This is a genomic window from Paraburkholderia adhaesiva (genome assembly GCF_021390575.1).
Classification (GTDB): domain Bacteria; phylum Pseudomonadota; class Gammaproteobacteria; order Burkholderiales; family Burkholderiaceae; genus Paraburkholderia; species Paraburkholderia adhaesiva.
This window is the reverse complement of the sequence record NZ_JAJEJQ010000001.1, coordinates 2,265,940-2,288,152: the sequence shown is the minus strand read 5'-3', so window position 1 is coordinate 2,288,152 and position 22,213 is coordinate 2,265,940. Positions and strand designations below refer to the sequence as shown.

Genomic DNA, 22,213 nt, shown 5'->3' with positions numbered 1-22,213 from the left:
AGCCGAAGTGACGCTTTAGCGACTGGCCGGCCGGCAGTGCGAGCCGATCCAGTCGATCATCGCGTCGATCACGCGCTCGCGGTCGATGTCGTTCAGCGTCTCGTGATAGCTGCCTTTGTAGAGGATCAGTGTGCGGTCGGGCGAGCCTGCGTGAGTGCCGAAGGCCCGGCTGCCGTCCGGCTCCGTGAGCTTGTCCTCGGTGCCGTGCCAGATCAGCAGGGGCAGACGCAGCGATGCGCGTCCCGCTTCAATGCGCCGCATCGCTTCCAGCACCTCGGCGCCTGTGCGTGCCGGGATTCCACCGTGATGGACGAGAGGATCGGCACGGTTCGCGGCGACCACCGCCTCGTCGCGCGACAGCAGGGCCGCGTCGACCTTCATCGCGGGAAAGCGCGGGCAGATCGCGCTGATCGCGCGGCTTGCGGCGATCATCCACGCCGGGACGTTGCGCCCGGGCGCGAGCGCGGGGCTCGACAGCAGCAAGCCCGCTAGCGGCACCCCGTCTCGCGGCGCGCGCTCGATGGCGTAGAGCGCGGCGATGGTGCCGCCCATGCTATGACCCATCAGGAACAGCGGCGTGGCTTGCGGCGCGCACGTTGCGCCCGCGTGGACGACGAGCGCCTGCGCGTCCTCCAGATATTCGTCGAAGCGCGTCACCCATGTGCGGCGGCCGCTTGCGTGGCCGTGACCGCGCAGATCGATCGCAAATACATCGATACCCGCCGCGTTCATGTCCGCTGCGAATGCCGCATAGCGTCCCGCGTGCTCCGCGAGGCCGTGCAGCAGCGCAATGGCCGCGCGTGGCGGCGTCGCGGTCGTGCGCCAGACGTAGAGCGGCAATGTGATGCCGTCGCGCGTGTGCAGCGTCGACGTTTCGGGTACCGCGGTTGGCGCAGTGTCGTGTACGGAGACTTCGAACGGCGGGGTGGTCTCCATCATCGCTCTCCTCGTTCTTGTGCGTTTGTTATCGGTTATCGGCTGGGGCGGGGCGCCGCCAGATCATAGCGCCCATGCCACTGCCGGCGCGCCGCAGCGACCCTCTAATGCCGCCGGGTTATGAAGGCATCGGAATTGATTATTAAAGTGAATTTAGCGTGCCAGGGTAAAATCTGGCGTCAAAATCAGACCAGCAACGGCGGCAGTCTGCTGGCGCGCGGCATTTCCGGTCCGTTCATGTGATGGGCCCGGACGTGCGTGGCGCGCGGCGCGCCCGCCGTTTCGTTTTTTCATGATCCAAATACGCAATGTGTCGCAACGCTTTGCCGGCCCACAAGGCTGGATCGAGGCGCTGCACAACGTCAATCTGACGATCCCCCCAGGTGAGGTGTTCGGCATCATCGGGCGCAGTGGCGCGGGCAAGAGCACGCTCGTGCGCACCATCAACCTGCTCACGCGACCCACCGAAGGCGACATCATCGTCAACGGCCGCACGCTCACGTCGCTCGCGCCCGCTGCGCTGCGCGAGGCGCGACGCGAGATCGGCATGATCTTCCAGCACTTCAATCTGCTCTCGTCGCGCACCGTGTTCGACAACGTCGCGCTGCCGCTCGAACTCGCCGGCATGAAGCGCGCGCAGATCGACGAGACAGTGCTACCTCTGCTCGACCTCGTCGGGCTGGGTGCGCAGAAGGACCGTTATCCGTCGCAGATCAGCGGCGGGCAGAAGCAGCGCGTCGGCATCGCGCGCGCGCTCGCGAGCAAGCCGAAAGTGCTGCTCTCCGATGAAGCGACGTCCGCGCTCGACCCCGAAACGACGCGCGCGATCCTCGACCTGCTGCGCAAGATCAATCGGGAACTGAACCTGACGATCGTGATGATCACGCACCAGATGGAAGTGATCAAACAGGTCTGCGATCGCGTGGCCGTGCTCGATGCGGGCCGCGTCGTGGAGACCGGTCCCGTGATCGACGTGTTCCTGCAGCCGCGCCACGAAGTGACGCGCGCGCTTCTCGGCGACGTGATCGCGCAGGAACTGCCGCCCGCGCTCAAGGCTCGCGTGGCCGAGCGCCTCGCGAAGGGCAGCGGTCATCTGCTTCGCCTCGCGTTCACGGGCACGGGTGTCGATGCGCCCGTGCTTTCGGAGACGATCCGTCGCTTCGAACTCGATTTCAATATCCTGCACGGCCAGATCGACGAGATCCAGGGGCAGGCGTTCGGCTCGCTCGCGGTGCTCGCGAGCGGCGATCCGGCGAAGGTGGCGCAGGCGATCGCCTGGTTGCGCGAGCAGGGCGTGGTGGTGGAGGAACTGTCCCATGTGGAGTGAAATGTTCGACATGTTCGTCCAGTCGTTCTGGGAGACGCTCGTGATGGTGGGCATCTCCGGCGTCGTGGGTGCCGCCCTCGGCGTGCCGCTCGGCGTGCTGCTCTATCTGACCGACAGGGACGGTGTGCTCCAGAACCTCGGCGTGAATCGCGTGATGGGTGCGATCGTCAACGCCGTGCGCTCGACGCCGTTCATCATCCTGCTCGTCGCTGTGATTCCGTTCACGCGCCTCGTGGTGGGCTCGTCGATCGGCACGGCTGCCGCCATCGTGCCGCTCACGATCGCGGCCGCGCCGTTCATCGCGCGTCTCGTCGAAACGGCGTTGCGCGAAGTCGACCGCGGTCTCATCGAAGCCGCGCTGGCCATGGGTGCGAGCACGCGCCAGATTGTCTTCAAGGTGCTGTTGCCCGAGGCGCTGCCTGGCGTCGTCGCGGGGCTGACGATCACGTTTATTTCGCTCGTCGGCTATTCGGCGATGGCGGGCGCGATCGGCGGCGGCGGTCTTGGCGATCTCGGTATCCGCTACGGGTATCAGCGCTTCGAACCCATGGTGATGCTGATCGTCGTCGTGATCCTGATCGTGTTCGTGCAGATCGTGCAGTCGTTCGGTGACTGGCTCGTGCGTCGCTTGAGCCATAAATAGCACTACTAATCTGGCGCCGTTCTGATAACTACAACTCAAGGCAGGGGTTTGGCATGCAACGTCGTTTCATGATCCGTATCGCCGTGGCGCTCGGGGCGGCAACGCTCTTCGCCTCGTTCGGCGCGCAAGCCGACGAGACCATCAAGGTGGGCGTGACAGGCGGCCCGCACGAGCAGGTGATGGAGGTGGTGAAGCAGGTCGCGGCGAAGAACGGCCTGACAATCAAGATCGTTGAGTTCTCCGACTACGTGCAGCCGAACGCGGCGCTCGCAGGCGGCGACCTCGACGCGAACAGCTACCAGCATTTGCCGTATCTGGACGCGCAGGTGAAGGACCGCGGCTACAAGCTTGTGCGTGTCGCCGATACCGTGACCTTCCCGATGGGTATCTACTCGAAGAAGGTCAAGTCGCTCACGGAACTGCAGCCTGGAGCGAAAATCGCGGTGCCCAATGATCCGACGAATGGCGGCCGGGCATTGCTGCTGCTTGAGAAGCAGGGCTTGATCAAACTGCGCGCGGACGCGGGCCTGAAGGCGACGCCGCTCGACATCGTGGAAAACCCCAGGAAGCTGAAGATCGTCGAACTCGATGCGGCGCAGATCCCACGCTCGCTCGCCGACGTCGATGCTGCCGCGATCAACACCAACTTCGCGATGGAAGCAGGCCTCAAGCCGAAGCAGGACGCGATTGCGATCGAGGACCCGAAGGGCCCGTACGTGAATATCATCGCGATCCGCGATGCCGACCGCAGCAAGCCGTGGGTGGGCAAGCTCGTGGCGGCTTACCACTCGGCGGAAGTGAAGCAGTACATCGAGTCGAAGTTCGGCGGCGCGGTGATCGCTGCGTGGTGATGTGCCGACCCACAGTTTTCGGTTTAGAGATATCAGTCGGAACCCGGACTTGAGCCTGGGTTGTGATCCGCCTAAAATAGCACGACCGTTCGCTATTGTCGATTCTCTGGTGCAGAAGCGGTAGTCGTGAAAAGTAATGGCGACAGACGCCCGCAAAGGGGGCGCTCGTTATAATGTCGGCCAGGTTGACGTATTCGTAACTTCGGAGCATGTGAATGAAAGTCCTTGTGCCAGTTAAGCGCGTAGTCGATTACAACGTGAAAGTCCGCGTGAAGTCGGACGGTACGGGCGTCGATATCGCGAACGTGAAAATGTCGATGAACCCGTTCGACGAAATCGCGGTTGAAGAAGCGGTGCGCCTGAAAGAAGCAGGCGTGGCGACGGAAGTGATCGCCGTGTCGTGCGGTGTCGCACAGGCGCAGGAAACGCTGCGCACGGCGCTGGCGATCGGCGCCGACCGCGCGATCCTCGTCGAATCGAATGAAGACCTGCAGCCGCTGGCTGTCGCGAAGCTGCTCAAGGCGCTCGTCGACAAGGAACAGCCGCAGCTCGTGATTCTCGGCAAGCAGGCCATCGACGACGATTCGAACCAGACCGGCCAGATGCTTGCCGCGCTGGCGAACCTGCCGCAAGCCACCTTCGCTTCGAAGGTCACGGTTGCCGACGGCCGTGCCACGGTTTCGCGTGAAATCGATGGCGGCGCTGAAACGTTGTCGCTGAAACTGCCCGCGGTCGTCACGACCGATCTGCGCCTGAACGAGCCGCGCTACGTGACGCTGCCGAACATCATGAAGGCGAAGAAGAAGCCGCTTGAGACCGTCAAGCCGGAAGACCTCGGTGTGGATGTCACGCCGCGTCTGAAGACGCTGAAGGTTACCGAGCCGCCGAAGCGTTCGGCCGGCGTGAAGGTGCCGGACGTGAAGACGCTGGTCGAGAAGCTGAAGACCGAAGCCAAGGTGCTGTGAGGAGCGAAGGAAAATGACGATTCTGGTAATTGCCGAACACGACAACGCATCGGTCAAGGCTGCAACGCTGAACACCGTGGCTGCCGCGCAGAAGATTGGCGGCGACGTGCATGTGCTGGTCGCGGGTCACAACGCGCAGGGTGCGGCGGACGCCGCTGCGAAGATCGCGGGCGTTTCGAAGGTGCTGCTGGCCGACGCGCCGCAACTCGAAGTGGGTCTCGCTGAAAACGTCGAAGCCACTGTGCTCTCGATCGCGAAGAACTACTCGCACATCCTCGCGCCGGCCACGGCTGCGGGCAAGAACGTCTCGCCGCGCATCGCTGCGAAGCTCGACGTCGCACAGATCAGCGATATCACCGCGGTCGTAAGTGCTGACACGTTCGAGCGTCCGATCTACGCGGGCAACGCTATCGCTACGGTTCAATCGGCTGATCCGGTCAAGGTGATCACCGTCCGTACCACGGGTTTCGATCCAGTGGCAGCAGAAGGCGGCAGCGCTGCGGTCGAGAAGATCGACGCAGCAGCCGACAGCGGTCTTTCGCAATTCGTGAGCCGCGAAGTGACGAAGCTGGACCGTCCGGAACTGACCAACGCGAAGATCATCGTGTCGGGCGGCCGTGGCCTCGGCAGCGGCGAAAACTACACGAAGGTGCTCGAGCCGCTGGCGGACAAGCTCGGTGCAGCACTGGGCGCGTCGCGCGCAGCAGTGGACGCAGGCTACGTACCGAACGATTTCCAGGTAGGTCAGACGGGCAAGATCGTCGCGCCGCAGCTGTATATCGCGGTCGGTATCTCGGGTGCGATCCAGCATCTGGCCGGTATGAAGGACTCCAAGGTCATCGTCGCGATCAACAAGGACGAAGAAGCACCGATCTTCAGCGTGGCCGATTATGGCCTCGTGGGCGATCTGTTCACGCTCGTGCCGGAGCTGGTCAAGGAACTCGGCTGATCGCCGGTGCTAATTGACGCCAATCGACGCCACGCGGTCTGACCGCCCGGTGTAAGGCAAAACAGAAAGGGGCGCCGCGGCGCCCCTTTTTTTTCATCGTCCGAACTCAGGGGGCTGACATGTACAACGCACCAACGGGTGACATGCTGTTCGTGATGAAGGAACTGGCGGGCCTCGACGAAATTGCGGCGCTGCCGGGCTACGAAGACGCGACGCTGGAAACGGTTCAGGCCGTGCTGGGAGAAGCATCGAAGCTGTGCGGTGAAGTGCTCGCGCCGCTGAATGCCGAAGGCGATCGCAACCCGAGCCGCTGGGACAATGGCAACGTGCGTGCGACGCCAGGTTTCGCGGAGGCGTTTCGCCAGTTCGTCTCGGGCGGCTGGCAGGGCGTGCAACATCCACAGGAGTACGAAGGACAGGGGCTGCCGAAACTCGTCGCGACGCCGTGCGTCGAGATGCTCAACGCGTCGAATTTGTCGTTCGCGCTTTGCCCGCTCTTGACCGACGGTGCGATAGAAGCGCTGCTTACCGCCGGAACCGAAGAGCAGAAGCGCCGCTACGTGCCGCGCCTCATCGCTGGAGACTGGACCGGCACGATGAACCTGACCGAGCCGCAGGCCGGTTCCGATCTCGCAGCAGTGCGTACGCGCGCAGAGCCACAGGGTGACGGGACCTACAAGCTCTTCGGCACGAAGATCTTCATCACCTGGGGCGAGCACGACATGGCCGCCAACATCGTCCATCTCGTGCTCGCGCGCACGCCCGACGCACCCGCGGGCGTGAAGGGCATTTCGCTCTTCATCGTGCCGAAGTTTCTCGTGAACGACGACGGTTCGCTTGGCGCCCGCAACGACGTGCATTGCGTCTCGATCGAGCACAAGCTCGGCATCAAGGCGAGCCCCACGGCCGTGCTGCAGTTCGGTGACCATGGCGGTGCGATCGGCCAGCTCGTTGGCGAGGAGAATCGCGGACTCGAGTACATGTTCATCATGATGAACGCCGCACGTTTCGCTGTGGGCATGCAGGGGGTGGCCATGTCGGATCGTGCGTACCAGAAGGCCGTCGCGTATGCGAAGGAGCGCGTGCAGAGCCGACCCGTCGACGGGTCGTCGAAAGAGGCCGTCACGATCATCCATCACCCGGATGTGCGCCGCATGCTCTCGACGATGCGTGCGCTCACCGAGGCCTCGCGCGCGCTCGCGTATGTCGCGGCGGCGCAGAGCGATCTCGCACGTCATCACCCCGATGCGCCGATGCGAGCGATGCACGAGGCGCGCTACGAATACCTCGTGCCGATTGTGAAGGGTTGGAGCACCGAACTCTCGATCGACGTAACGAGCCTCGGCGTGCAGGTGCATGGCGGCATGGGCTTCATCGAGGAAACGGGCGCGGCCCAGTTCTATCGCGACGCGCGCATCTTGCCGATCTACGAGGGCACGACGGCGATCCAGGCGAACGATCTTATCGGGCGCAAGACCCTGCGTGACGGTGGGGCGGCGGCGAAGGCGCTGGTCGCCGATATCGCGCGGACGGTTGCTGCGCTCGGGGCGCACGACGGCGCGCCGTTCAAGTCGATGCAGAACCATCTCGCGCGTGGGCAGCAGGCGCTGGCGTCCGTGGTGGACTACGTGCTCGCGTATGCGAAAAGCGACCCGAACGCGGTGTTTGCGGGCAGCGTGCTTTATCTGAAGCTGGCGGGCATCGTACTGGGCGGATGGCAGATGGCGCGGGCGATGTTGGCGTCGTCGCGTCTGATGTCCGCGGATCCCGCGTTCCACGGCGCGAAGATCGCTACGGCGCAGTTCTATGCGGAGCATGTCTTGCCGCAAGCGGTGGCGCTGGAAGCGGCAATCGTGAGTGCGAAGGGGGGCGAGGGCGTGCTGGCGCTATCGGCGGACCAGTTCTGATGTGCGTTCCTCAAACGCAGAAATGAAAATCGGCACCCGAGGGTGCCGATTTCGCTTCTGACGTGCCGCAAGTGGCACGTAGTGGCGGTGTTACGCGTAAGCCGGGCGATGCGTGCCTTGGGTGTCGCCAAGGTAGCGGTGCACAGAGAGGTCATCGGCCTTGATCGCGGGCTGCTTGCCCGAGATGAGATCGGCGAGCAATTGGCCAGAGCCGCACGACATCGTCCACCCGAGCGTGCCGTGGCCCGTGTTCAGGAACAGGTTCGACATCGGCGTGCGGCCGACCACGGGCGTGCCGTCGGGCGTCATCGGGCGCAGGCCGGTCCAGAAGGTGGCCTGGGTCGTATCGCCGCCGCCCGGGAACAGGTCGTTCACGCACATTTCCAGCGTCTCGCGACGCGCGTCGCGCAGGTTGAGGTCGAAGCCAGCAACCTCGGCCATGCCGCCCACGCGGATGCGATCGTCGAAACGCGTGATCGCGATCTTGTAGGTTTCGTCGAGCACGGTCGAGACGGGCGCTGCGTCCGAGTTCACGATCGGCGCCGTGATCGAGTAGCCCTTGAGCGGATACACGGGAATCTTCACGAGGTCCGCGAGCATCTTGGTCGAGTACGAGCCGAGCGCGACCACGTAGGCATCCGCCCGCACGAGTTCGCTGCCGCAATGCACGCCGGAGATGCGGTCGCCCGACACGGCGAGCCCGTCGATCGGCGTGTTGTAGCGGAACTTGACGCCCAGTTGTTCGGCCATCGCCGCGAGGCGCGTGGTGAACATCTGGCAGTCGCCGGTTTCGTCGCCGGGCAGGCGCAGGCCGCCCGTCAGCTTGTGCGCGACCGCGGCGAGCGCCGGTTCGGCGCGCGCGAGTTCGGCGGGGCTAAGCAGTTCGTAGGGGACGTTCGCGTCCTCCAGCACCGCGATGTCTTTCGCTGCGCCGTCGAATTGCTGCTGCGTGCGGAACACCTGGAGCGTGCCGCCCGTGCGACCTTCATATTCGATGCCGGTGTCGGCGCGCAGCGCCTGCAGGCAGTCGCGGCTGTATTCGGCGAGACGCACCATGCGGCCTTTGTTGACTGCATAGCGTTCGGCGGAGCAGTTCTGCAGCATCAGCCACATCCACTGCAACTGGAACTTCGTGCCGTCGAGTCGGATCGCCAGCGGCGCATGCTTCTGGAACATCCACTTGATTGCCTTGAGCGGGATGCCCGGCGCGGCCCACGGGGCGGCATAGCCCGGCGAGATCTGGCCTGCGTTGGCGAAGCTGGTTTCGAGCGCGGGGCCGGCTTCGCGGTCGATGACCGTTACCTCGTGACCCGCGCGTGCGAGATACCAGGCACTCGCCACGCCGACCACGCCACTGCCCAAAACGACGACTCGCATAGCTGCTCCAATATTTATCGGTTGTTCACGCAAACCCGGAATGCAACCCCAGGTGCTACCCCGCGAGATCCATCAGACAGAAAAAAATGCGGTGAAAACGGAGTAGCCAGTATTTGCAGCTATGCTATTGTTATATGTCTAGGTGTTGTTATTGTATTTTTCAAATATTCAGGAAAAAAACATGAGAACGCAGCGCCAGCCGGTCCGCGCACTCGACCGGCTCGATCACCGCATCCTCAAGCTGCTTCAGGAGGACGGGCGCATGGCGATGAAGGACCTCGCCGAACAGGTCGGACTCTCGGTCACGCCGTGCATCGAACGGGTCAAACGCATGGAGCGCGACGGTGTCATCACGGGCTACTACGCGCGTGTGAATCCTGCGGTGCTCGGGGCGGCGCTGCTGGTGTTCGTCGAGGTCACGCTGGACCACAAGAGCGGCAACATGTTCGATCAGTTCCGCCGCGAGGTGCAGAAGATTCCCGAGGTGCTCGAATGCCATCTGGTCTCGGGCGACTTCGACTATCTGATCAAGGCGCGCATCGGCGAAATGGCCGACTACCGCAAGCTGCTCGGCGATATCCTGCTGCAGCTGCCCGGTGCCGTGCAGTCGAAGAGCTATGTCGTGATGGAAGAGATCAAGGAGACGCTGACGATTGCAGTCAGCGAGTGAGGGCGCGCGTTCAGTCGTAGAGGCGCTAAAAGTCCCCATTTTTCGGGCTCGACAAAGCGCGTTGATGCTGTATATTTGTACAGTATCAACGCGCTTTTTTGCATGCTCCCGTGAACGACTCCGATCGCGAACCGCACCACGATTCCGACACCTGGCAGACCGTCATGCCGCCTGCGCCCAGAAAGGGGCGAGGTGCTGTCACGAACCTGCAAGGGCGCTACGAAGTGGACCAGCGCGAGGTCTTCGACGACGGCTGGCAGCCGCTTCCCGGTGGGGAGGAGGGTGACGCACCCGCGTTGCGTACGCAGGTTTTGGAAGAGCGCGCAAAGAGCATCCTCACGCGCAACCAGTCACCGGACATTCCGTTCAGCGTGTCGTTGAATCCCTATCGCGGATGCGAGCATGGTTGCATTTACTGCTTCGCGCGGCCCACGCACAGCTATCTGGGGCTGTCGCCGGGGCTCGATTTCGAAAGCCGCATTTACGCGAAAGTCAACGCACCGGAACTGCTCGCGCGCGAGCTGTCGAAGCCCGCCTATGAGCCGGAGCCCATCGCGCTCGGCGTCAATACCGACGCATGGCAGCCCGTCGAGCGTGACCTGCGCCTCACGCGTGGCGTGATAGAAGTGCTGGCCGAGCGGCAGCATCCGTTCGCGGCGATCACGAAATCGTCGCTGATCGAGCGCGACCTCGACTTGCTCGTACCGATGGCGCAGCGTAGGCAGTTCATGGCGGCGATCACCATTACGACGCTCGATGCCGATATCGCCCGCACACTGGAGCCGCGCGCGGCGACACCTTCGCGGCGACTGCGCACGATACGCACGCTTGCCGAGGCGGGTATTCCTGTCGGCGTGAGCATCGCGCCGGTGATTCCGTTCGTCACCGAGCCGGACATGGAGCGCGTGCTCGAAGCCTGTGCCAAGGCGGGGGCGACGAGCGCGAGCTACATCGTGCTGCGTCTGCCGTGGGAGGTGGCTCCACTATTCCAGCAGTGGCTTGAAGCGCATTTTCCGCAGCGCGCGGACCGCGTGATGAGCCGCGTGCGCGACATGCGCGGCGGCAAGGACTACGACGCGTCGTTTTCGCAGCGCATGAAGGGCACGGGTCTATGGGCCGACCTACTCAAGCAGCGCTTCCAGCAGGCCGTGAAGCGCCTCGGACTGGACGCGCGGCCCCACGGCATCCTCGACATGTCGGCGTTCGTCGGCGCGAAGATCGCGCGTGAGAAACCGCAGCTTGATCTTTTCTAGCCAGTGGTCACGCGCATTACTGCGAGAGCGCCTTTGCCGCTTCGACCTGCGATTCGAAATACGTCTGGAACGCGAGCGCGAGGCCGGTCATCAGCAGGAACGCGCCGATCAGCAGCGAGAAGATCACGACGAAAACGACGGCCCAGCCGGAGCGGCTCTGGAGGCCGGCATGGGCATTGAATTGAGCGTCCCACTTCGCGTCGGGTCGCAGGCCATAGACGATCGCTGCCAGAAAAGCTGAGAGCACGGACACCGCGCCGATCACCGCGAGCGCCCAGCCGGGGATCGAGGCGCGTTCTGTGGCGACGAGCAGCATGACGCCGGGGATACCGATGAGCGTGCCAATCACGTGTGCCCACCCCCAGACGTCGCGCGGGCCATAGAGATAGAAACGGTGTGCGCCGAGGCTGCCGAGAAAGAACGCGAGCGCGGCGGTCAGCGTTTTGGAACGGAAACGCGCGGGATTATTTTCGTTGGACATGGGCGGGCGGATTCGTTGACGACACAAGTGCGGCGACCGTCGGGCATTGTACGTCGCGGCCGCGTGCGTCAGCAGTGGTACATGTTGATGGTCGGGGGAGACGCGGGCGGCGAAGGATGCCGCTCACGGTCTGGTCCAGGTCACGCGATAGATCGCGCCTGCGTAATCGTCGCTGATAAGGAGCGAGCCGTCGGGTAACGGCTGTACATCGTCGGGGCGGCCCCACTCGGTTTCGTCGGGGTTGAGCCAGCCTTGCGCGAACACTTCCTGATGCACGTTCGTGCCGTCGGCATTCGCCGTGATCCGGACGACGCGATAGCCGATCTTCTTGCTGCGGTTCCACGAGCCGTGCTCGGCGATGAAGATGCTGTCGCGATACTCGGGCGGGAACATCGCGCCCGTGTAGAACCGCATGCCGAGCGAAGCGACATGCGCACCCAGCTTCGCGACGGGCGGCGTGAAGCCGCTGCATGGGTGGCCCGCGCCAAACTCTGGGTCCGCGACGTCGCCGCCGTGGCAGTACGGGAAACCAAAATCGAGCCCGACGCGTGCGAGGCGGTTGAGCTTGTCATCGGGGATATCGTCGCCCAGCATGTCGCGGCCGTTGTCGGTGAACCACAACTCGTGCGTCTGCGGATGCCACGCGAAACCCACTGTGTTGCGCACACCGCGCGCGATCGTCTCATAGTGGCTGCCGTCCGGATCCATGCGGCCGATCATGGCGTAGTGCGAGCGTTGCGGGTCGCTCGACGGGAGGCACACGTTGCAGGGTGCACCCTGCGGCACGTAGAGCTTGCCATCCGGCCCGAACGCGATGAATTTCCATCCGTGGTGGCGTTCGGCGGGCAGCGCGTTTGTCACGACGACGGGTTTCGGCGGATCTACTAGATGCGAGTCGATCGCGTCGAAGCGCAGGATCGACGAAACGGCCGAGACGTAGAGTGCGCCGTCGCGCCACGCGACGCCCACCGGCATCTCCAGCCCCGATGCGATCACATGGCGTCGTATGAGCTTGCCATCGCGCAGTTCGAGGGCGTAGACGTGGCCGTCCAGGCTCCCCACATAGAGGATGCCTTTGGGCGATAACGTCATTTCGCGGGCTGCCGGAACGTCGTCCGAAAGCACTTCTATGTGGAAGCCGGGCGGTAACTGGATGCGCTCGATGGGCAGCGCCGCCCGGGCGAACGGTGCCGCGAGCGCGAGAAGGGTGAGGGTGAGGGCGGTAAATCGCCCGCCGCGTGTCAAAATATCGGCGCGAGTCCCGCGAACGCCCTCGTCATCGAGGCGGTCGTGCGTCGAATACGGGGATCGACCATGCAGCCTCGCGCCGACGATGCACCACAGCCGCTCGCGCACCCGTTCAAATGGCCGCAGAAGCGCAGAGAGGGCCTGCCCGAGCCGGCCGCTGGCCGGGGATCGATCGCCATTCATCGCGCTTTTCCTCCTGGGCTCTCCCGGATACCCAGTTAAGTGTTTGTTATGGCTTTGGTTTCGGGATATAATCGCGTGTTTCAGTGGTTCCGATCGATTCCAAACTCGGTTCCAAACTCACCGGTTTTCAAGGATTCTAGTATGGTCATCATCCGTCTGGCACGTGGCGGCTCGAAGAAGCGCCCGTTCTACAACATCGTCGCAACCGATTCGCGTAACCGTCGCGACGGCCGTTTCATCGAGCGCGTGGGCTTCTACAACCCGGTCGCGACCAAGGGTGAAACGCTGCGTATCGCTCAAGATCGCGTGACGTACTGGCAAGGCGTTGGCGCACAGCTGTCGCCGGCTGTCGAGCGTCTCGTGAAAGAATCGCAAAAGGCTACGGCTGCTGCGTAAGCAGTGGTTTGTCCCTTTAGTCGATTTTTCGTTGCCGGGTTGACCCGCGTGCGCGCAGCATGAGCCGCGTATGCGTGTCCCTCTGGCTACGTGATTGAAGCAAGAGTTGTGAAGCATAAGCTGGCTGCGAGGTTCGCCGATGCATGACGACGCAAAAGCGGACGCCCCGGCGGCCAGCAAGCCGCGCAAGGGTGCGGCCGACGGCGCCGCGCCGTCCGCTGTTCCTTCCTTTGGCGCTTTCGTGCGCAAGCCTGCGCGCGCGAGCGCGGCAGGCGCGGCGACCGCCGCTACTAAAGCCGCTGCCGCGGCCGAAAGCCTGCGCCCCGAAACCGAGGCGAGCTTTCCCGCAGATGCGGTCGAAGTTGGCGCCGTGATCGACGCCTATGGTCTCAAGGGTTGGGTGAAAGTCGCGCCGCACGCTCAGGGCGGTGGCGCGTTGCTCTCGGCGAAACGCTGGTGGCTCGTCAAGGGCCACGGGCGCCAGTCGTCGGTGCGGCTCGCCGCGAAGGTGCACGGCGACAGCGTCGTCGGGCAACTGGCCGGCGTAGGCGACCGCGACGCGGCCCTGCTCCTGCGTGGTTCCCGCATTTACGTGAGCCGCGCCGAATTCCCGGCCCCCGCGGCTGACGAGTATTACTGGGTCGACCTGATGGGTCTCGATGTCGCCAATGAGGCGGGCGTCGAACTCGGCAAGGTCGCCGACCTGATCGATAACGGCGCGCAGTCGGTGTTGCGCGTCGAGTATCCGTCGACGGACAAGGACGGCAAGCCCGCCACTGGCGAGCGGCTGATTCCGTTCGTCGGCGTGTTCGTCAAGACGGTGGACCTGGCGGCGAAGCGCATCGTCGTCGACTGGGAAGCCGACTACTGAGCATGTTCACGGTACTGAGCGCGTTTTCACGTTTTACAGAATGGAGAGGGCGATGCAGTTCGATGTCGTGACGCTCTTTCCCGAGATGTTCGGCGCGCTGACCGACTGGGGTATCACCAGCCGGGCGGCGAAGCAGCAGCGGTACACGCTGCGCACGTGGAATCCGCGAGATTTCACCACCGACAATTATCGAACGATCGACGACCGCCCTTACGGCGGTGGCCCCGGCATGGTGATGCTGGCCAGGCCGCTGGAAGACGCGATCGGTGCAGCGAAAACTGCGCAGACGGAGGCAGGCTTGCCCGCTCCGCGCGTGCTGCTGATGTCGCCCCAAGGCAAGCCGCTCACGCACGAACGCGTGATGCAGTTCGCTCAGGAGCCCGGTCTCGTGCTGTTGTGCGGCCGTTACGAAGCGATCGACCAGCGTCTGGTGGACCGTTGCGTGGACGAGGAAGTCAGTCTCGGCGACTTCGTGCTGTCGGGCGGCGAATTGCCGGCGATGGCGCTGATGGATGCCGTGGTGCGTCAGTTGCCGGGCGTGTTGAACGATGCGCAATCGGCTGTGCAGGATAGTTTCGTCGACGGTCTGCTCGACTGTCCGCATTACACGCGTCCCGAGGAATACGACGGCGTGCGCGTGCCCGATGTGCTGCTCGGCGGCCATCATGCGGAAATCGAGAAGTGGCGCCGTCGCGAGGCGCTGCGCAATACGTGGAACAAGCGGCCCGATTTGATCGTCCGGGCCAGAAAGAGCAAGATGCTGAGCCGTGCCGATGAGGCATGGCTTGCTAGTCTCGCGAAGGGTACGAGCGAAGCCTGACGTTACGTCGCGCTTCGAGCGGGCGCGCTGCGAGGCGCAAAAGGCGGTGCTGCTTCATGCGTGAACGGCGCCAGTTGTGAATCCATCCTCTATCGGGGCCGTAGTTGCTGGAGCTATTCAGCACAGGTACGAACGCCGACACGATGGCAAAAGGAGTTAATCCATGAACCTGATTGCAAAGCTTGAACAGGAAGAAATCCAGCGCGTGCTGGGCGAGAAGACCATCCCCGAATTCGCCCCCGGCGATACGGTGATCGTCAACGTGAACGTGGTTGAAGGTAACCGCAAGCGCGTTCAGGCATACGAAGGCGTCGTGATCGCAAAGCGTAACCGCGGTCTGAACTCGTCGTTCATCGTGCGCAAGATCTCGTCGGGTGAAGGCGTCGAGCGTACGTTCCAGACGTACTCGCCGCTGCTCGCCAGCATCGTCGTGAAGCGTCGCGGTGACGTCCGTCGCGCGAAGCTCTACTACCTGCGCAACCTGTCGGGCAAGAAGGCTCGTATCAAGGAAAAGCTGGTGTCGAAAGACCGCGCAGCAGCTCCGGTCGAGCAGGCGTAAAAGCTGTAAGAAAAAGCACCCTCCGGGGTGCTTTTTTTATTTTCGACGCAAAATATTCGCTGTGCAGGGCCGTGCGCGCCCCTTGGCCCCCCCGCGCACCCCGGTGGTGGGGGTTCATCGGCGTGATTCGCACCAGCGTGTGCATGTATTTTGAGATTTCCGTTGACCCGTCCAGTTTTTGAACCAGAAAGCCTGCCGATCGAATCGACCGGTGCCAGTCTGCCCGTGGTTGCGGCCGAGCGGCTCACGCCAGAGGGCCTGCGCGCGCGCTTCACGCAGCGCCTGCCGTGGGACCCCGAGCCGCAGGAATCGCGATTCACCACCGACATGCGCGATCCGCGCAACGCTGCGGTGCTGATGCCGCTCGCGATGCGCGCGTCTGGTCTGACCGTGCTGCTTACCCAGCGCGCCGACAACCTCAGCAACCATGCCGGCCAGGTGAGCTTTCCGGGCGGCAGCGTCGAGCCCGCCGATCCGACGCCCATCGCCGCCGCTTTGCGCGAGGCGCACGAGGAAGTGAACCTCGATCCGGCGCGTGTCGAAGTGCTGGGCGCGCTGCCTGACTATCTGACCGGCACGGGCTTTCGTGTGACGCCGGTGGTCGGTCTCGTGCACGAACCGTTCAGCCTCGCCGCCGATGCGCTCGAAGTGGCCGATATCTTCGAAGTGCCGCTGAGCTTCTTGATGAACCCTGCGCATCATCAGGTGCGTCTGTTGCGCTGGGAGGGCGGCGAGCGCCGTTTCTTCGCGATGCCGTATTCCGGTTCAGGCGCGAGCGGCGTTGCGGCCTCGCATTTCATCTGGGGCGCGACGGCCGGCATGCTGCGCAATTTCTATCGTTTCCTGCTGGCCTGAACTGCGCTGCGAACGCGGGTGTCGAGCGACGTGTATGCCTTATGGTGTTGTACGTTTGCCTCCCCCTGCTCAGGCACATCTGGCCCTGTGATATCGTTGCAAAAATTCCATAAACACACACGTATCGCACGGCGCGTCGCATGACCTTCTTCTCCGTATTGCTTGCTCTCGTCATTGAACAGGTGCGGGCGCTTTCGCCGAACAACCCCGTGATGGCTCTCGTGCGCCTCAATGCGGAATGGGCCGCGCACGGTTTTGACGCCGGCAAGCAAAAGCACGGATTGATCGCGTGGCTCGTCGTCGTGTTGCCGTGGACGCTCGCCACGGCGCTCGTCTATTACGTGCTCTACCACATCAGCTTCGTTCTGGCGTTTCTGTGGAACGTGGTGGTGGTGTATTTCACGCTCGGCTTCAGGCAGTTCAGCCACTATTTCACCGACATTCACCTCGCGCTGAACAACGACGACGTGTCGCGTGCCCGCGAAATCCTGCACGAGTGGTCCGGCATTGAGACCGTGGACATGCCCGTGAGCGAGATCGTGCGTCACACGCTGATTCATGCGGTGGTGGCGTCGCATCGGCACGTCTTCGGCGTGTTCTTCTGGTTCCTCGTGCCGATCGGTCCGGCCGGTGCCGTCCTGTACCGCATCGCCGAGTACCTTGCGCGCGAATGGGCGCGTCCCGCAAACGAACGCAGCGAACCGTTCTCGAACTTCGCGCAGCAGGTGTTCTTTGTGATTGACTGGGTGCCCGCGCGCCTCACGTCGCTCGGTTTTGCGATCGTGGGCAACTTCGAGGACGCGATCTATGCCTGGCGCAATCACGCGAACCAGTGGCCCGATACCAATGAAGGCGTGCTGCTCGCCGCAGGCAGTGGCGCGCTTGGTGCGCGCCTGTCGGGTCCGCTTGCAGAGCCGTCGAGCCTCGACGCGCTCGCCACGCCGGGCGAGGGCGGTCCCTATACGGTCGGCGACGATTGCACACCCCGTACGCTCCAATCTGCCGTGGGCCTCGTGTGGCGCGCGGTGATCCTTTGGATGATCCTGCTGCTCATGCTCACGATCGCCTTGTGGCTTTGAGCGGTATCGCTCTACGAAGCATCAACGCTTCAACGCAAAACGGCCCGCTTCACGCGGGCCGTTTGCATTGATGCCGTCATTCATCGCGGATATCGCGCTCGCGACCGCATTGCCAACACACCGTAAATTGCGCCTCCAGCGTTTCGCCGCAGCGCGGGCAACGCCACGATGGCGCACCGGCCGGCGGGCCGCTCCGTGCTTCGTCGATGAGACGGCGTGCCAGCTTCTCGTCGCGCTCGTCGACTAGCCACAGTTCCGGCGCGCACTGCTCGGCGGGGATCTCGCCCATCGCGCCGCTCAGGTAGCGGTTGTGCAGCTCGCACAGCACGCCCGCAGTGGCGAGGATGTTCATCCAGTGCTGGGCGACCAGCAGGTTCGGTGCGCGGACGAGCCTGATCATGGTGTCTGCCGTCTTCAGCGCACGATCTGGCTGATCTCGTGCATGAGCTGCGCGTAGAGCGCGTGACGTTCCGGCGCGACGCGGCCGTCTTCGACAGCTTCGAGAACCGCGCAGCCCGGCTCGTGCAGATGATGGCAGTTGTAGAAGCGGCAGTGCGCGAGGAGCGGCCGGAATTCCGGGAACGCGCGCTCGAGCGTGCCTTCGGTGAGGTGATAGAGGCCGAATTCCTGAAAACCCGGCGAATCGATCAGCGCGCCGCGTGCAGTTTCGTCACCCGGTCCGTCACCCGGCAGCCGGTAAAGCCGTGTGAACGTCGTCGTGTGGCGGCCGCTGTTGAGCGCCGTCGAGATCTCGCGTGTGGCCGCTTCCGCATCGGGGATCAGCAGGTTCACGAGCGTCGATTTTCCCATGCCCGACTGGCCGAGCAGGATCGTCGCGTGGCCGTGCAGATGCTCGGAAAGCGCCGCGCGCGCCGCTTCCGGCTGGCCCTTCACCGACACCTCGACGACCGTGTAGCCGAGCGCCCGATACCGTTCGAGCCGCGTGCGGGCGAGCGGCAGCGCCGCCTCCACGTCGATCTTGTTGAGCACGATCAGCGGCTTGAGGTCGTTGGCCTCGGCGGCGACGAGCGCGCGGCCGAGCAGGTCCTCGCTGAAGTGCGGCTCGGTGGCGAGCACGATCAGCAACTGGTCGAGGTTCGCGGCGAAGAGCTTCGACTTGTACTGGTCGGAGCGATAGAGCAGGTTGCGCCGCTCGCCGATCGCGACGATCACGCCCTGATCGGCCGATGTCGATTGATATTCGACGCGGTCGCCCACGGCCACCTCGCTCTTCTTGCCGCGCGGAAAGCACTGGAACGGCGCGCCGCCATCTTCGGGCGCGACGAGATAGTGGCGGCCGTGCGCCGCGATTACGACGCCGTGCAGCGTATTCCCGGCTCCGCCCTTTGCGCTGGATGCAGCGGCTTTCGGTGCGCGCCGGTTCATGCGTGCGCGAGCAGCCGGTCGATCCGCTGCGACGCGGGCGGGTGCGAGTAGTAGAACGCGGTGTAGAGCGGGTCGGGCGTCAGTGTCGACGCGTTGTCTTCGTAAAGCTTCACAAGTGCATTGATGAGGTGCTGGGCGTCGGTTTGCGTCGCGGCGAAGGCGTCGGCTTCGAATTCGTGCTTGCGCGAGCTGAGGCTGCCGAGCGGCGTCACGAAGAACAGAAACACCGGCACGGCGAGGAAGAACAGCACGAGCGCGAGCCCTTCGTTGCCGCCGAGCAGCGACGGCCGCACGCCGAGGCCCTCGAAGAACCAGACGCGCTGCGAGAGCCAGCCGAGCAGCGCGAGCAGGGCGAGGCTGATCGCAAACGTCACGACCATGCGCTTGATGACGTGGCGGCGCTTGAAATGGCCGAGTTCGTGCGCCAGCACGGCCTCGATCTCGCTGCCGGAAAGGCGCGCGAGCAGCGTGTCGAAGAACACGATGCGCTTGGCCGCGCCGAAGCCCGTGAAATAGGCGTTGCCGTGCGCGGAGCGGCGGCTGCCGTCCATCACGAAGAGGCCCTTGGCGGCGAAGCCGCAGCGCTGCATGAGCGCTTCGATGCGCGAACGCAGCGCTTCATCCTTGAGCGGCTCGAACTTGTTGAAGAGCGGCGCGATGAACGTGGGGTACAGCACGAGCACGAGCATCTGGAACCCGACCCAGACCCCCCATGTCCACAGCCACCAGAGGCTGCCGGCCTGCCGCATGAGCCACAGCACGACGAAGAGGAGCGGAATGCCGAAGGCCGCGCCGATGAGCAGCCCCTTGACGCGATCCATCACGAAGATGCGCCGCGTCATGCGGTTGAAGCCGAAGCGCTCTTCGATCACGAACTGGCGGTAGTAGTCGAGCGGCAACTCCACGGCGCCGCTGATGGCCAGCACAGCCGCGATGAGCGCCATCTGACCGACGTAGTCGCGCCCGAGCCAGTCGGAGAGGCCGAGATCGAGCGCTTGCACGCCGCCGAGCAGCGTCAGCGCGATCAGCACGACGGCTGAGAGCACGATCTCAAACATGCCGAGCCGCGTGCGCGCGACGGTGTAGTCGGCGGCGCGCTGGTGGGCGGCGAGCGGGATGGTGGCCGCAAACTGGGCCGGCACCGCGCCGCGGTGGGCAGCGACGAAGCGGATCTGTCGCGAGGCGAGCCAGAGTTTGGTTGCGACCATCGCGAGCACGGCGATGACGAAAAGGGCGCTGAAGGCCAACGCCGGGGACAACGCTGGGGACGAATTAGGCATCCGTGGGGTCCGTTTTATCTATGCGACAATTATATGTTCTTGCCGGCTGGGCCACGCATAACCGCGTTGCCATCCCAGGCCGCGTCCACATTGCTCCGGGTTACCTCTCATGAATGACATCGCATCCGCCACGACGGCCGGCCAGGCACCGCTAATCGAACGCACCGACATGAACCTGATCTGGCTCGACATGGAGATGACGGGACTCGACCCCGACAACGACCGGATCATCGAAATCGCCGTGGTGGTGACGAATTCGACGCTCGACAAGATCGTGGAAGGCCCCGTGCTGGCGATTCATCAGACGCAAGCCGAGCTCGACCGCATGGACGAGTGGAACCGCAACACGCACGGCCGCTCGGGCCTGATCGAGCGCGTGCGCGCGTCGACGGTAACCGAGGAGAGCGCCACGGAGCAGATCATTGCGTTCCTGTCGCAATACGTGCCGCCGGGCAAGTCGCCGATGTGCGGCAATTCGATCTGCCAGGACCGCCGCTTCATGGCGCGCTGGATGCCGACGCTCGAGCGCTTTTTCCACTATCGCAATCTCGATGTCAGCACGCTCAAGGAACTGTGCCGTCGCTGGCAGCCGGTGATCTACAAGGGCTTCCAGAAGCGTGCAATGCACACGGCGCTCGCGGACATCCACGAGTCGATCGACGAACTCAAGTACTACCGCGAGCATTTCCTCGTGCCGGCTGCGGCAGCGGACGTGTCCGCCACCGGGCCGGCAGTCGGCACGGAGAAGTAAGACCACCGCGCCCGGTGTGCCCGGGCAGTGGGATTTATGCGCGCGGTGGACGCTGCGCGCTCTTCGGCCGGAATGCCGTGACGATGGCCGGATCGGTTTCGATATACGGGCCGCCGATCAAATCGATGCAATACGGCACCGCTGCGAAGATGCCCGGCACTTTCACCGCACCGGCGTCGTCGCGCAGGCCCTCCAGCGTTTCCTTGATCGACTTCGGCTGACCGGGCAGGTTGACGATCAGCGCCGCGTGATCCGACGTTTCGCGGATCACCGCCACCTGGCGCGAGAGGATCGCCGTCGGCACGAAGTTCAGGCTGATCTGGCGCATCTGCTCGCCGAATCCCGGCATTTCCTTCGTCGCTACCGCGAGCGTCGCCTCGGGCGTCACATCGCGGCGCGCAGGGCCGGTGCCGCCCGTCGTCAGCACGAGGTCGCAACCGAGGCCGTCCACGAGCGCCGTGAGCGTCGCGGAGATGGTCGCGGCGTCGTCGTGGATCAGGCGCGTTTCGGCGCGCCACGGCGACTTGAGCGCCGTGCCGAGCCATTCGGTCAGCGCCGGAATGCCCTTGTCCTCGTAGACCCCCGCCGTCGCGCGGTCGCTGACCGACACGAGGCCGATCAGCAGTTCGTCGGGGTGGCTGCGCTCAAGTCTGGTCATCGTCGGCGTCCTCGTTCGCGTCGCCGGCTTCTTCAGCATCTTCCTGCGCGCTGCCGCTCGCGGTCTTGATCCACTGGAACAGTTCGCGGAAGTATTTCGGCGGACGGCCTTGCTGCTGTTCGCGGCGCACGTTGCGGATCAGCGTGCGGCCTTCCTGCGGATCCGCCGCGGGATGCTGGCGGATGAATTCGGTGAGCGCGGCGTCGTCGGCGAGCAGTTTGTCGCGAGTGCGTTCGATCCAGTGCAGGCGCGCCGTGGCGGCCTTGTTCACGCCGCGATGCTCGTCGAGCGCGGTGCGCAGCGCAGCCGTTTCGGCCTCGGTGAGACCGCGCATCATGCGGCCCACGTACTGGAGCTGGCGGCGCTTGCCTTCGTGATCGGTGATGCGGCGGGCCTCGTGGACGGCGTCCGCGAGGTCTTCCGTCATCGGCATGCGCTTCAGGGCGTCTTTCGGCAGCTCGACGAGCGCCTCGCCGAGTTCCTGAAGGGCGACCATTTCACGCTTGAGCTGCGATTTGCTCGGGCGGTCGTATCCGTTGTCGTCCTCTTGGTCGACAACCTCGTTTATCGGTTGAATGCGGGTTTTGCGTTTCATGGGCGTTATTGTAGCGTGCCGGGGCGTGCGGCTCGGGCTGGCGAGCCGGAGGCGCAAGCGCGCACCCAGGCCCGGCGCGAGTGCCAGCCGTGGAAGGCGCGGCGGCCGTGCAGGGCGTGCGCGGTGCCGGCGCTTCATCGGACGCTTCATCGGCACCGCATGGCCGCCGGGCC

At 64.2% G+C, this 22,213-nt stretch carries 24 protein-coding genes; 15 read left to right on the top strand and 9 right to left on the bottom strand.

Annotation, left to right across the window (positions count from 1 at the left end):
* Positions 1–15 precede the first annotated feature (15 nt).
* Positions 16–864 (bottom strand): alpha/beta hydrolase, encoded by an 849-nt coding sequence (locus L0U80_RS10370; protein WP_233865859.1) that lies wholly within the window; start codon positions 862–864, stop codon positions 16–18.
* 364 nt (positions 865–1,228) lie between these two features.
* On the opposite strand from L0U80_RS10370, the gene L0U80_RS10365 reads away from it, so the two are divergent.
* The 6 genes from L0U80_RS10365 (at position 1,229) to L0U80_RS10340 (ending at position 7,578) form a co-directional block, all read left to right on the top strand.
* Entirely contained in the window at positions 1,229–2,263 is a 1,035-nt protein-coding gene (locus tag L0U80_RS10365; protein WP_233863889.1) for a methionine ABC transporter ATP-binding protein, read from the top strand.
* The gene (locus L0U80_RS10360; protein WP_233863888.1) at positions 2,253–2,906 is read left to right on the top strand and encodes a methionine ABC transporter permease; all 654 of its coding nucleotides are present in this window, start codon (positions 2,253–2,255) and stop codon (positions 2,904–2,906) included. The genes L0U80_RS10365 and L0U80_RS10360 overlap by 11 nt, the downstream gene beginning before the upstream one ends.
* 53 nt (positions 2,907–2,959) lie before the next feature.
* Entirely contained in the window at positions 2,960–3,757 is a 798-nt protein-coding gene (locus L0U80_RS10355; RefSeq protein ID WP_233863887.1) for a MetQ/NlpA family ABC transporter substrate-binding protein, read from the top strand.
* 215 nt (positions 3,758–3,972) lie between these two features.
* Positions 3,973–4,722: an electron transfer flavoprotein subunit beta/FixA family protein gene (locus tag L0U80_RS10350; RefSeq protein ID WP_233863885.1), complete on the top strand. Its 750-nt coding sequence runs from the start codon at positions 3,973–3,975 to the stop codon at positions 4,720–4,722.
* A 13-nt stretch (positions 4,723–4,735) separates the two neighbouring features.
* The gene (locus tag L0U80_RS10345; protein WP_233863883.1) at positions 4,736–5,671 is read left to right on the top strand and encodes an electron transfer flavoprotein subunit alpha/FixB family protein; all 936 of its coding nucleotides are present in this window, start codon (positions 4,736–4,738) and stop codon (positions 5,669–5,671) included.
* Between the two features lie 119 nt (positions 5,672–5,790).
* Positions 5,791–7,578, top strand: a complete 1,788-nt coding sequence (locus L0U80_RS10340) for an acyl-CoA dehydrogenase (RefSeq protein ID WP_233863882.1) — start codon at positions 5,791–5,793, stop codon at positions 7,576–7,578.
* Between the two features lie 90 nt (positions 7,579–7,668).
* Here the strand turns inward: L0U80_RS10340 and L0U80_RS10335 are convergent, their stop codons facing one another.
* Complete coding sequence (locus L0U80_RS10335; RefSeq protein WP_233863881.1) at positions 7,669–8,955, bottom strand: D-amino acid dehydrogenase; 1,287 nt, start codon at positions 8,953–8,955, stop codon at positions 7,669–7,671.
* A gap of 181 nt (positions 8,956–9,136) precedes the next feature.
* On the opposite strand from L0U80_RS10335, the gene L0U80_RS10330 reads away from it, so the two are divergent.
* Together L0U80_RS10330 and L0U80_RS10325 are read left to right on the top strand one after the other, a co-directional pair.
* The gene (locus L0U80_RS10330) at positions 9,137–9,625 is read left to right on the top strand and encodes an Lrp/AsnC ligand binding domain-containing protein (RefSeq protein WP_233863880.1); all 489 of its coding nucleotides are present in this window, start codon (positions 9,137–9,139) and stop codon (positions 9,623–9,625) included.
* Between the two features lie 164 nt (positions 9,626–9,789).
* On the top strand, positions 9,790–10,878 hold the full coding sequence (locus tag L0U80_RS10325) for a PA0069 family radical SAM protein (protein WP_233865858.1): 1,089 nt from the start codon (positions 9,790–9,792) through the stop codon (positions 10,876–10,878).
* A 16-nt stretch (positions 10,879–10,894) separates the two neighbouring features.
* Here L0U80_RS10325 and L0U80_RS10320 read toward each other — a convergent pair whose 3' ends face one another.
* Complete coding sequence (locus L0U80_RS10320; protein WP_233863879.1) at positions 10,895–11,359, bottom strand: NINE protein; 465 nt, start codon at positions 11,357–11,359, stop codon at positions 10,895–10,897.
* Positions 11,360–11,482: 123 nt separating this feature from the next.
* Positions 11,483–12,790 carry a PQQ-dependent sugar dehydrogenase gene (locus L0U80_RS10315; protein WP_233863878.1) on the bottom strand — a complete coding sequence of 436 codons (1,308 nt, stop codon included), beginning with the start codon at positions 12,788–12,790 and terminating at the stop codon, positions 11,483–11,485.
* Between the two features lie 141 nt (positions 12,791–12,931).
* Here L0U80_RS10315 and rpsP point away from each other — a divergent pair, with 141 nt between their 5' ends.
* The 6 genes from rpsP to L0U80_RS10285 all read left to right on the top strand — a co-directional run bounded on the left by rpsP (position 12,932) and on the right by L0U80_RS10285 (position 17,370).
* On the top strand, positions 12,932–13,186 hold the full coding sequence (gene rpsP / locus L0U80_RS10310; RefSeq protein ID WP_124149105.1) for a 30S ribosomal protein S16: 255 nt from the start codon (positions 12,932–12,934) through the stop codon (positions 13,184–13,186).
* 139 nt (positions 13,187–13,325) lie between these two features.
* A complete protein-coding gene (gene rimM, locus L0U80_RS10305; protein ID WP_233863876.1) occupies positions 13,326–14,057 on the top strand; it encodes a ribosome maturation factor RimM in 732 nt (243 codons plus the stop codon).
* A 52-nt stretch (positions 14,058–14,109) separates the two neighbouring features.
* Positions 14,110–14,877 carry a tRNA (guanosine(37)-N1)-methyltransferase TrmD gene (trmD, locus tag L0U80_RS10300; RefSeq protein WP_233863874.1) on the top strand — a complete coding sequence of 256 codons (768 nt, stop codon included), beginning with the start codon at positions 14,110–14,112 and terminating at the stop codon, positions 14,875–14,877.
* Positions 14,878–15,040: 163 nt separating this feature from the next.
* On the top strand, positions 15,041–15,436 hold the full coding sequence (gene rplS / locus L0U80_RS10295) for a 50S ribosomal protein L19 (protein ID WP_124149102.1): 396 nt from the start codon (positions 15,041–15,043) through the stop codon (positions 15,434–15,436).
* A gap of 162 nt (positions 15,437–15,598) precedes the next feature.
* On the top strand, positions 15,599–16,291 hold the full coding sequence (locus L0U80_RS10290) for a CoA pyrophosphatase (RefSeq protein WP_233863872.1): 693 nt from the start codon (positions 15,599–15,601) through the stop codon (positions 16,289–16,291).
* Between the two features lie 140 nt (positions 16,292–16,431).
* Positions 16,432–17,370 carry a CobD/CbiB family protein gene (locus L0U80_RS10285; protein ID WP_233863870.1) on the top strand — a complete coding sequence of 313 codons (939 nt, stop codon included), beginning with the start codon at positions 16,432–16,434 and terminating at the stop codon, positions 17,368–17,370.
* A 76-nt stretch (positions 17,371–17,446) separates the two neighbouring features.
* Here L0U80_RS10285 and L0U80_RS10280 read toward each other — a convergent pair whose 3' ends face one another.
* The 3 genes from L0U80_RS10280 to L0U80_RS10270 are packed head-to-tail and all read right to left on the bottom strand — an operon-like array spanning position 17,447 to position 20,036.
* Positions 17,447–17,767: a putative signal transducing protein gene (locus L0U80_RS10280; RefSeq protein ID WP_233865856.1), complete on the bottom strand. Its 321-nt coding sequence runs from the start codon at positions 17,765–17,767 to the stop codon at positions 17,447–17,449.
* A gap of 17 nt (positions 17,768–17,784) precedes the next feature.
* Positions 17,785–18,756 carry a ribosome small subunit-dependent GTPase A gene (gene rsgA, locus L0U80_RS10275; RefSeq protein ID WP_233863868.1) on the bottom strand — a complete coding sequence of 324 codons (972 nt, stop codon included), beginning with the start codon at positions 18,754–18,756 and terminating at the stop codon, positions 17,785–17,787.
* Positions 18,753–20,036, bottom strand: coding sequence for a M48 family metallopeptidase (locus L0U80_RS10270; protein ID WP_233863867.1), 1,284 nt, complete (start codon positions 20,034–20,036; stop codon positions 18,753–18,755). Before L0U80_RS10270 ends, rsgA begins: the two co-directional genes overlap by 4 nt.
* A 109-nt stretch (positions 20,037–20,145) precedes the next feature.
* On the opposite strand from L0U80_RS10270, the gene orn reads away from it, so the two are divergent.
* Positions 20,146–20,787, top strand: coding sequence for an oligoribonuclease (gene orn / locus L0U80_RS10265; RefSeq protein ID WP_233863865.1), 642 nt, complete (start codon positions 20,146–20,148; stop codon positions 20,785–20,787).
* Positions 20,788–20,821: 34 nt separating this feature from the next.
* Here the strand turns inward: orn and mog are convergent, their stop codons facing one another.
* A complete protein-coding gene (mog, locus tag L0U80_RS10260) occupies positions 20,822–21,445 on the bottom strand; it encodes a molybdopterin adenylyltransferase (RefSeq protein WP_233863864.1) in 624 nt (207 codons plus the stop codon).
* A complete protein-coding gene (gene yjgA / locus L0U80_RS10255; RefSeq protein ID WP_267954680.1) occupies positions 21,432–22,040 on the bottom strand; it encodes a ribosome biogenesis factor YjgA in 609 nt (202 codons plus the stop codon). The genes mog and yjgA overlap by 14 nt, the downstream gene beginning before the upstream one ends.
* Positions 22,041–22,213 lie beyond the last annotated feature (173 nt).

Excerpts from the sequence above, each read along its gene's own strand:
- L0U80_RS10365 (WP_233863889.1), top strand. The coding sequence starts at position 1,229 with ATGATCCAAATACGCAATGTGTCGCAACGCTTTGCCGGCCCACAAGGC.
- rpsP (WP_124149105.1), top strand. The coding sequence starts at position 12,932 with ATGGTCATCATCCGTCTGGCACGTGGCGGCTCGAAGAAGCGCCCGTTC.
- rimM (WP_233863876.1), top strand. The coding sequence starts at position 13,326 with ATGCATGACGACGCAAAAGCGGACGCCCCGGCGGCCAGCAAGCCGCGC.
- L0U80_RS10315 (WP_233863878.1), bottom strand. The coding sequence starts at position 12,790 with ATGAATGGCGATCGATCCCCGGCCAGCGGCCGGCTCGGGCAGGCCCTC.
- L0U80_RS10335 (WP_233863881.1), bottom strand. The coding sequence starts at position 8,955 with ATGCGAGTCGTCGTTTTGGGCAGTGGCGTGGTCGGCGTGGCGAGTGCC.
- L0U80_RS10285 (WP_233863870.1), top strand. The coding sequence starts at position 16,432 with ATGACCTTCTTCTCCGTATTGCTTGCTCTCGTCATTGAACAGGTGCGG.
- L0U80_RS10325 (WP_233865858.1), top strand. The coding sequence starts at position 9,790 with ATGCCGCCTGCGCCCAGAAAGGGGCGAGGTGCTGTCACGAACCTGCAA.
- trmD (WP_233863874.1), top strand. The coding sequence starts at position 14,110 with ATGCAGTTCGATGTCGTGACGCTCTTTCCCGAGATGTTCGGCGCGCTG.
- L0U80_RS10355 (WP_233863887.1), top strand. The coding sequence starts at position 2,960 with ATGCAACGTCGTTTCATGATCCGTATCGCCGTGGCGCTCGGGGCGGCA.
- yjgA (WP_267954680.1), bottom strand. The coding sequence starts at position 22,040 with ATGAAACGCAAAACCCGCATTCAACCGATAAACGAGGTTGTCGACCAA.
- rsgA (WP_233863868.1), bottom strand. The coding sequence starts at position 18,756 with ATGAACCGGCGCGCACCGAAAGCCGCTGCATCCAGCGCAAAGGGCGGA.
- mog (WP_233863864.1), bottom strand. The coding sequence starts at position 21,445 with ATGACCAGACTTGAGCGCAGCCACCCCGACGAACTGCTGATCGGCCTC.
- L0U80_RS10350 (WP_233863885.1), top strand. The coding sequence starts at position 3,973 with ATGAAAGTCCTTGTGCCAGTTAAGCGCGTAGTCGATTACAACGTGAAA.
- L0U80_RS10345 (WP_233863883.1), top strand. The coding sequence starts at position 4,736 with ATGACGATTCTGGTAATTGCCGAACACGACAACGCATCGGTCAAGGCT.
- L0U80_RS10340 (WP_233863882.1), top strand. The coding sequence starts at position 5,791 with ATGTACAACGCACCAACGGGTGACATGCTGTTCGTGATGAAGGAACTG.
- L0U80_RS10360 (WP_233863888.1), top strand. The coding sequence starts at position 2,253 with ATGTGGAGTGAAATGTTCGACATGTTCGTCCAGTCGTTCTGGGAGACG.
- orn (WP_233863865.1), top strand. The coding sequence starts at position 20,146 with ATGAATGACATCGCATCCGCCACGACGGCCGGCCAGGCACCGCTAATC.
- rplS (WP_124149102.1), top strand. The coding sequence starts at position 15,041 with ATGAACCTGATTGCAAAGCTTGAACAGGAAGAAATCCAGCGCGTGCTG.
- L0U80_RS10270 (WP_233863867.1), bottom strand. The coding sequence starts at position 20,036 with ATGCCTAATTCGTCCCCAGCGTTGTCCCCGGCGTTGGCCTTCAGCGCC.
- L0U80_RS10330 (WP_233863880.1), top strand. The coding sequence starts at position 9,137 with ATGAGAACGCAGCGCCAGCCGGTCCGCGCACTCGACCGGCTCGATCAC.
- L0U80_RS10320 (WP_233863879.1), bottom strand. The coding sequence starts at position 11,359 with ATGTCCAACGAAAATAATCCCGCGCGTTTCCGTTCCAAAACGCTGACC.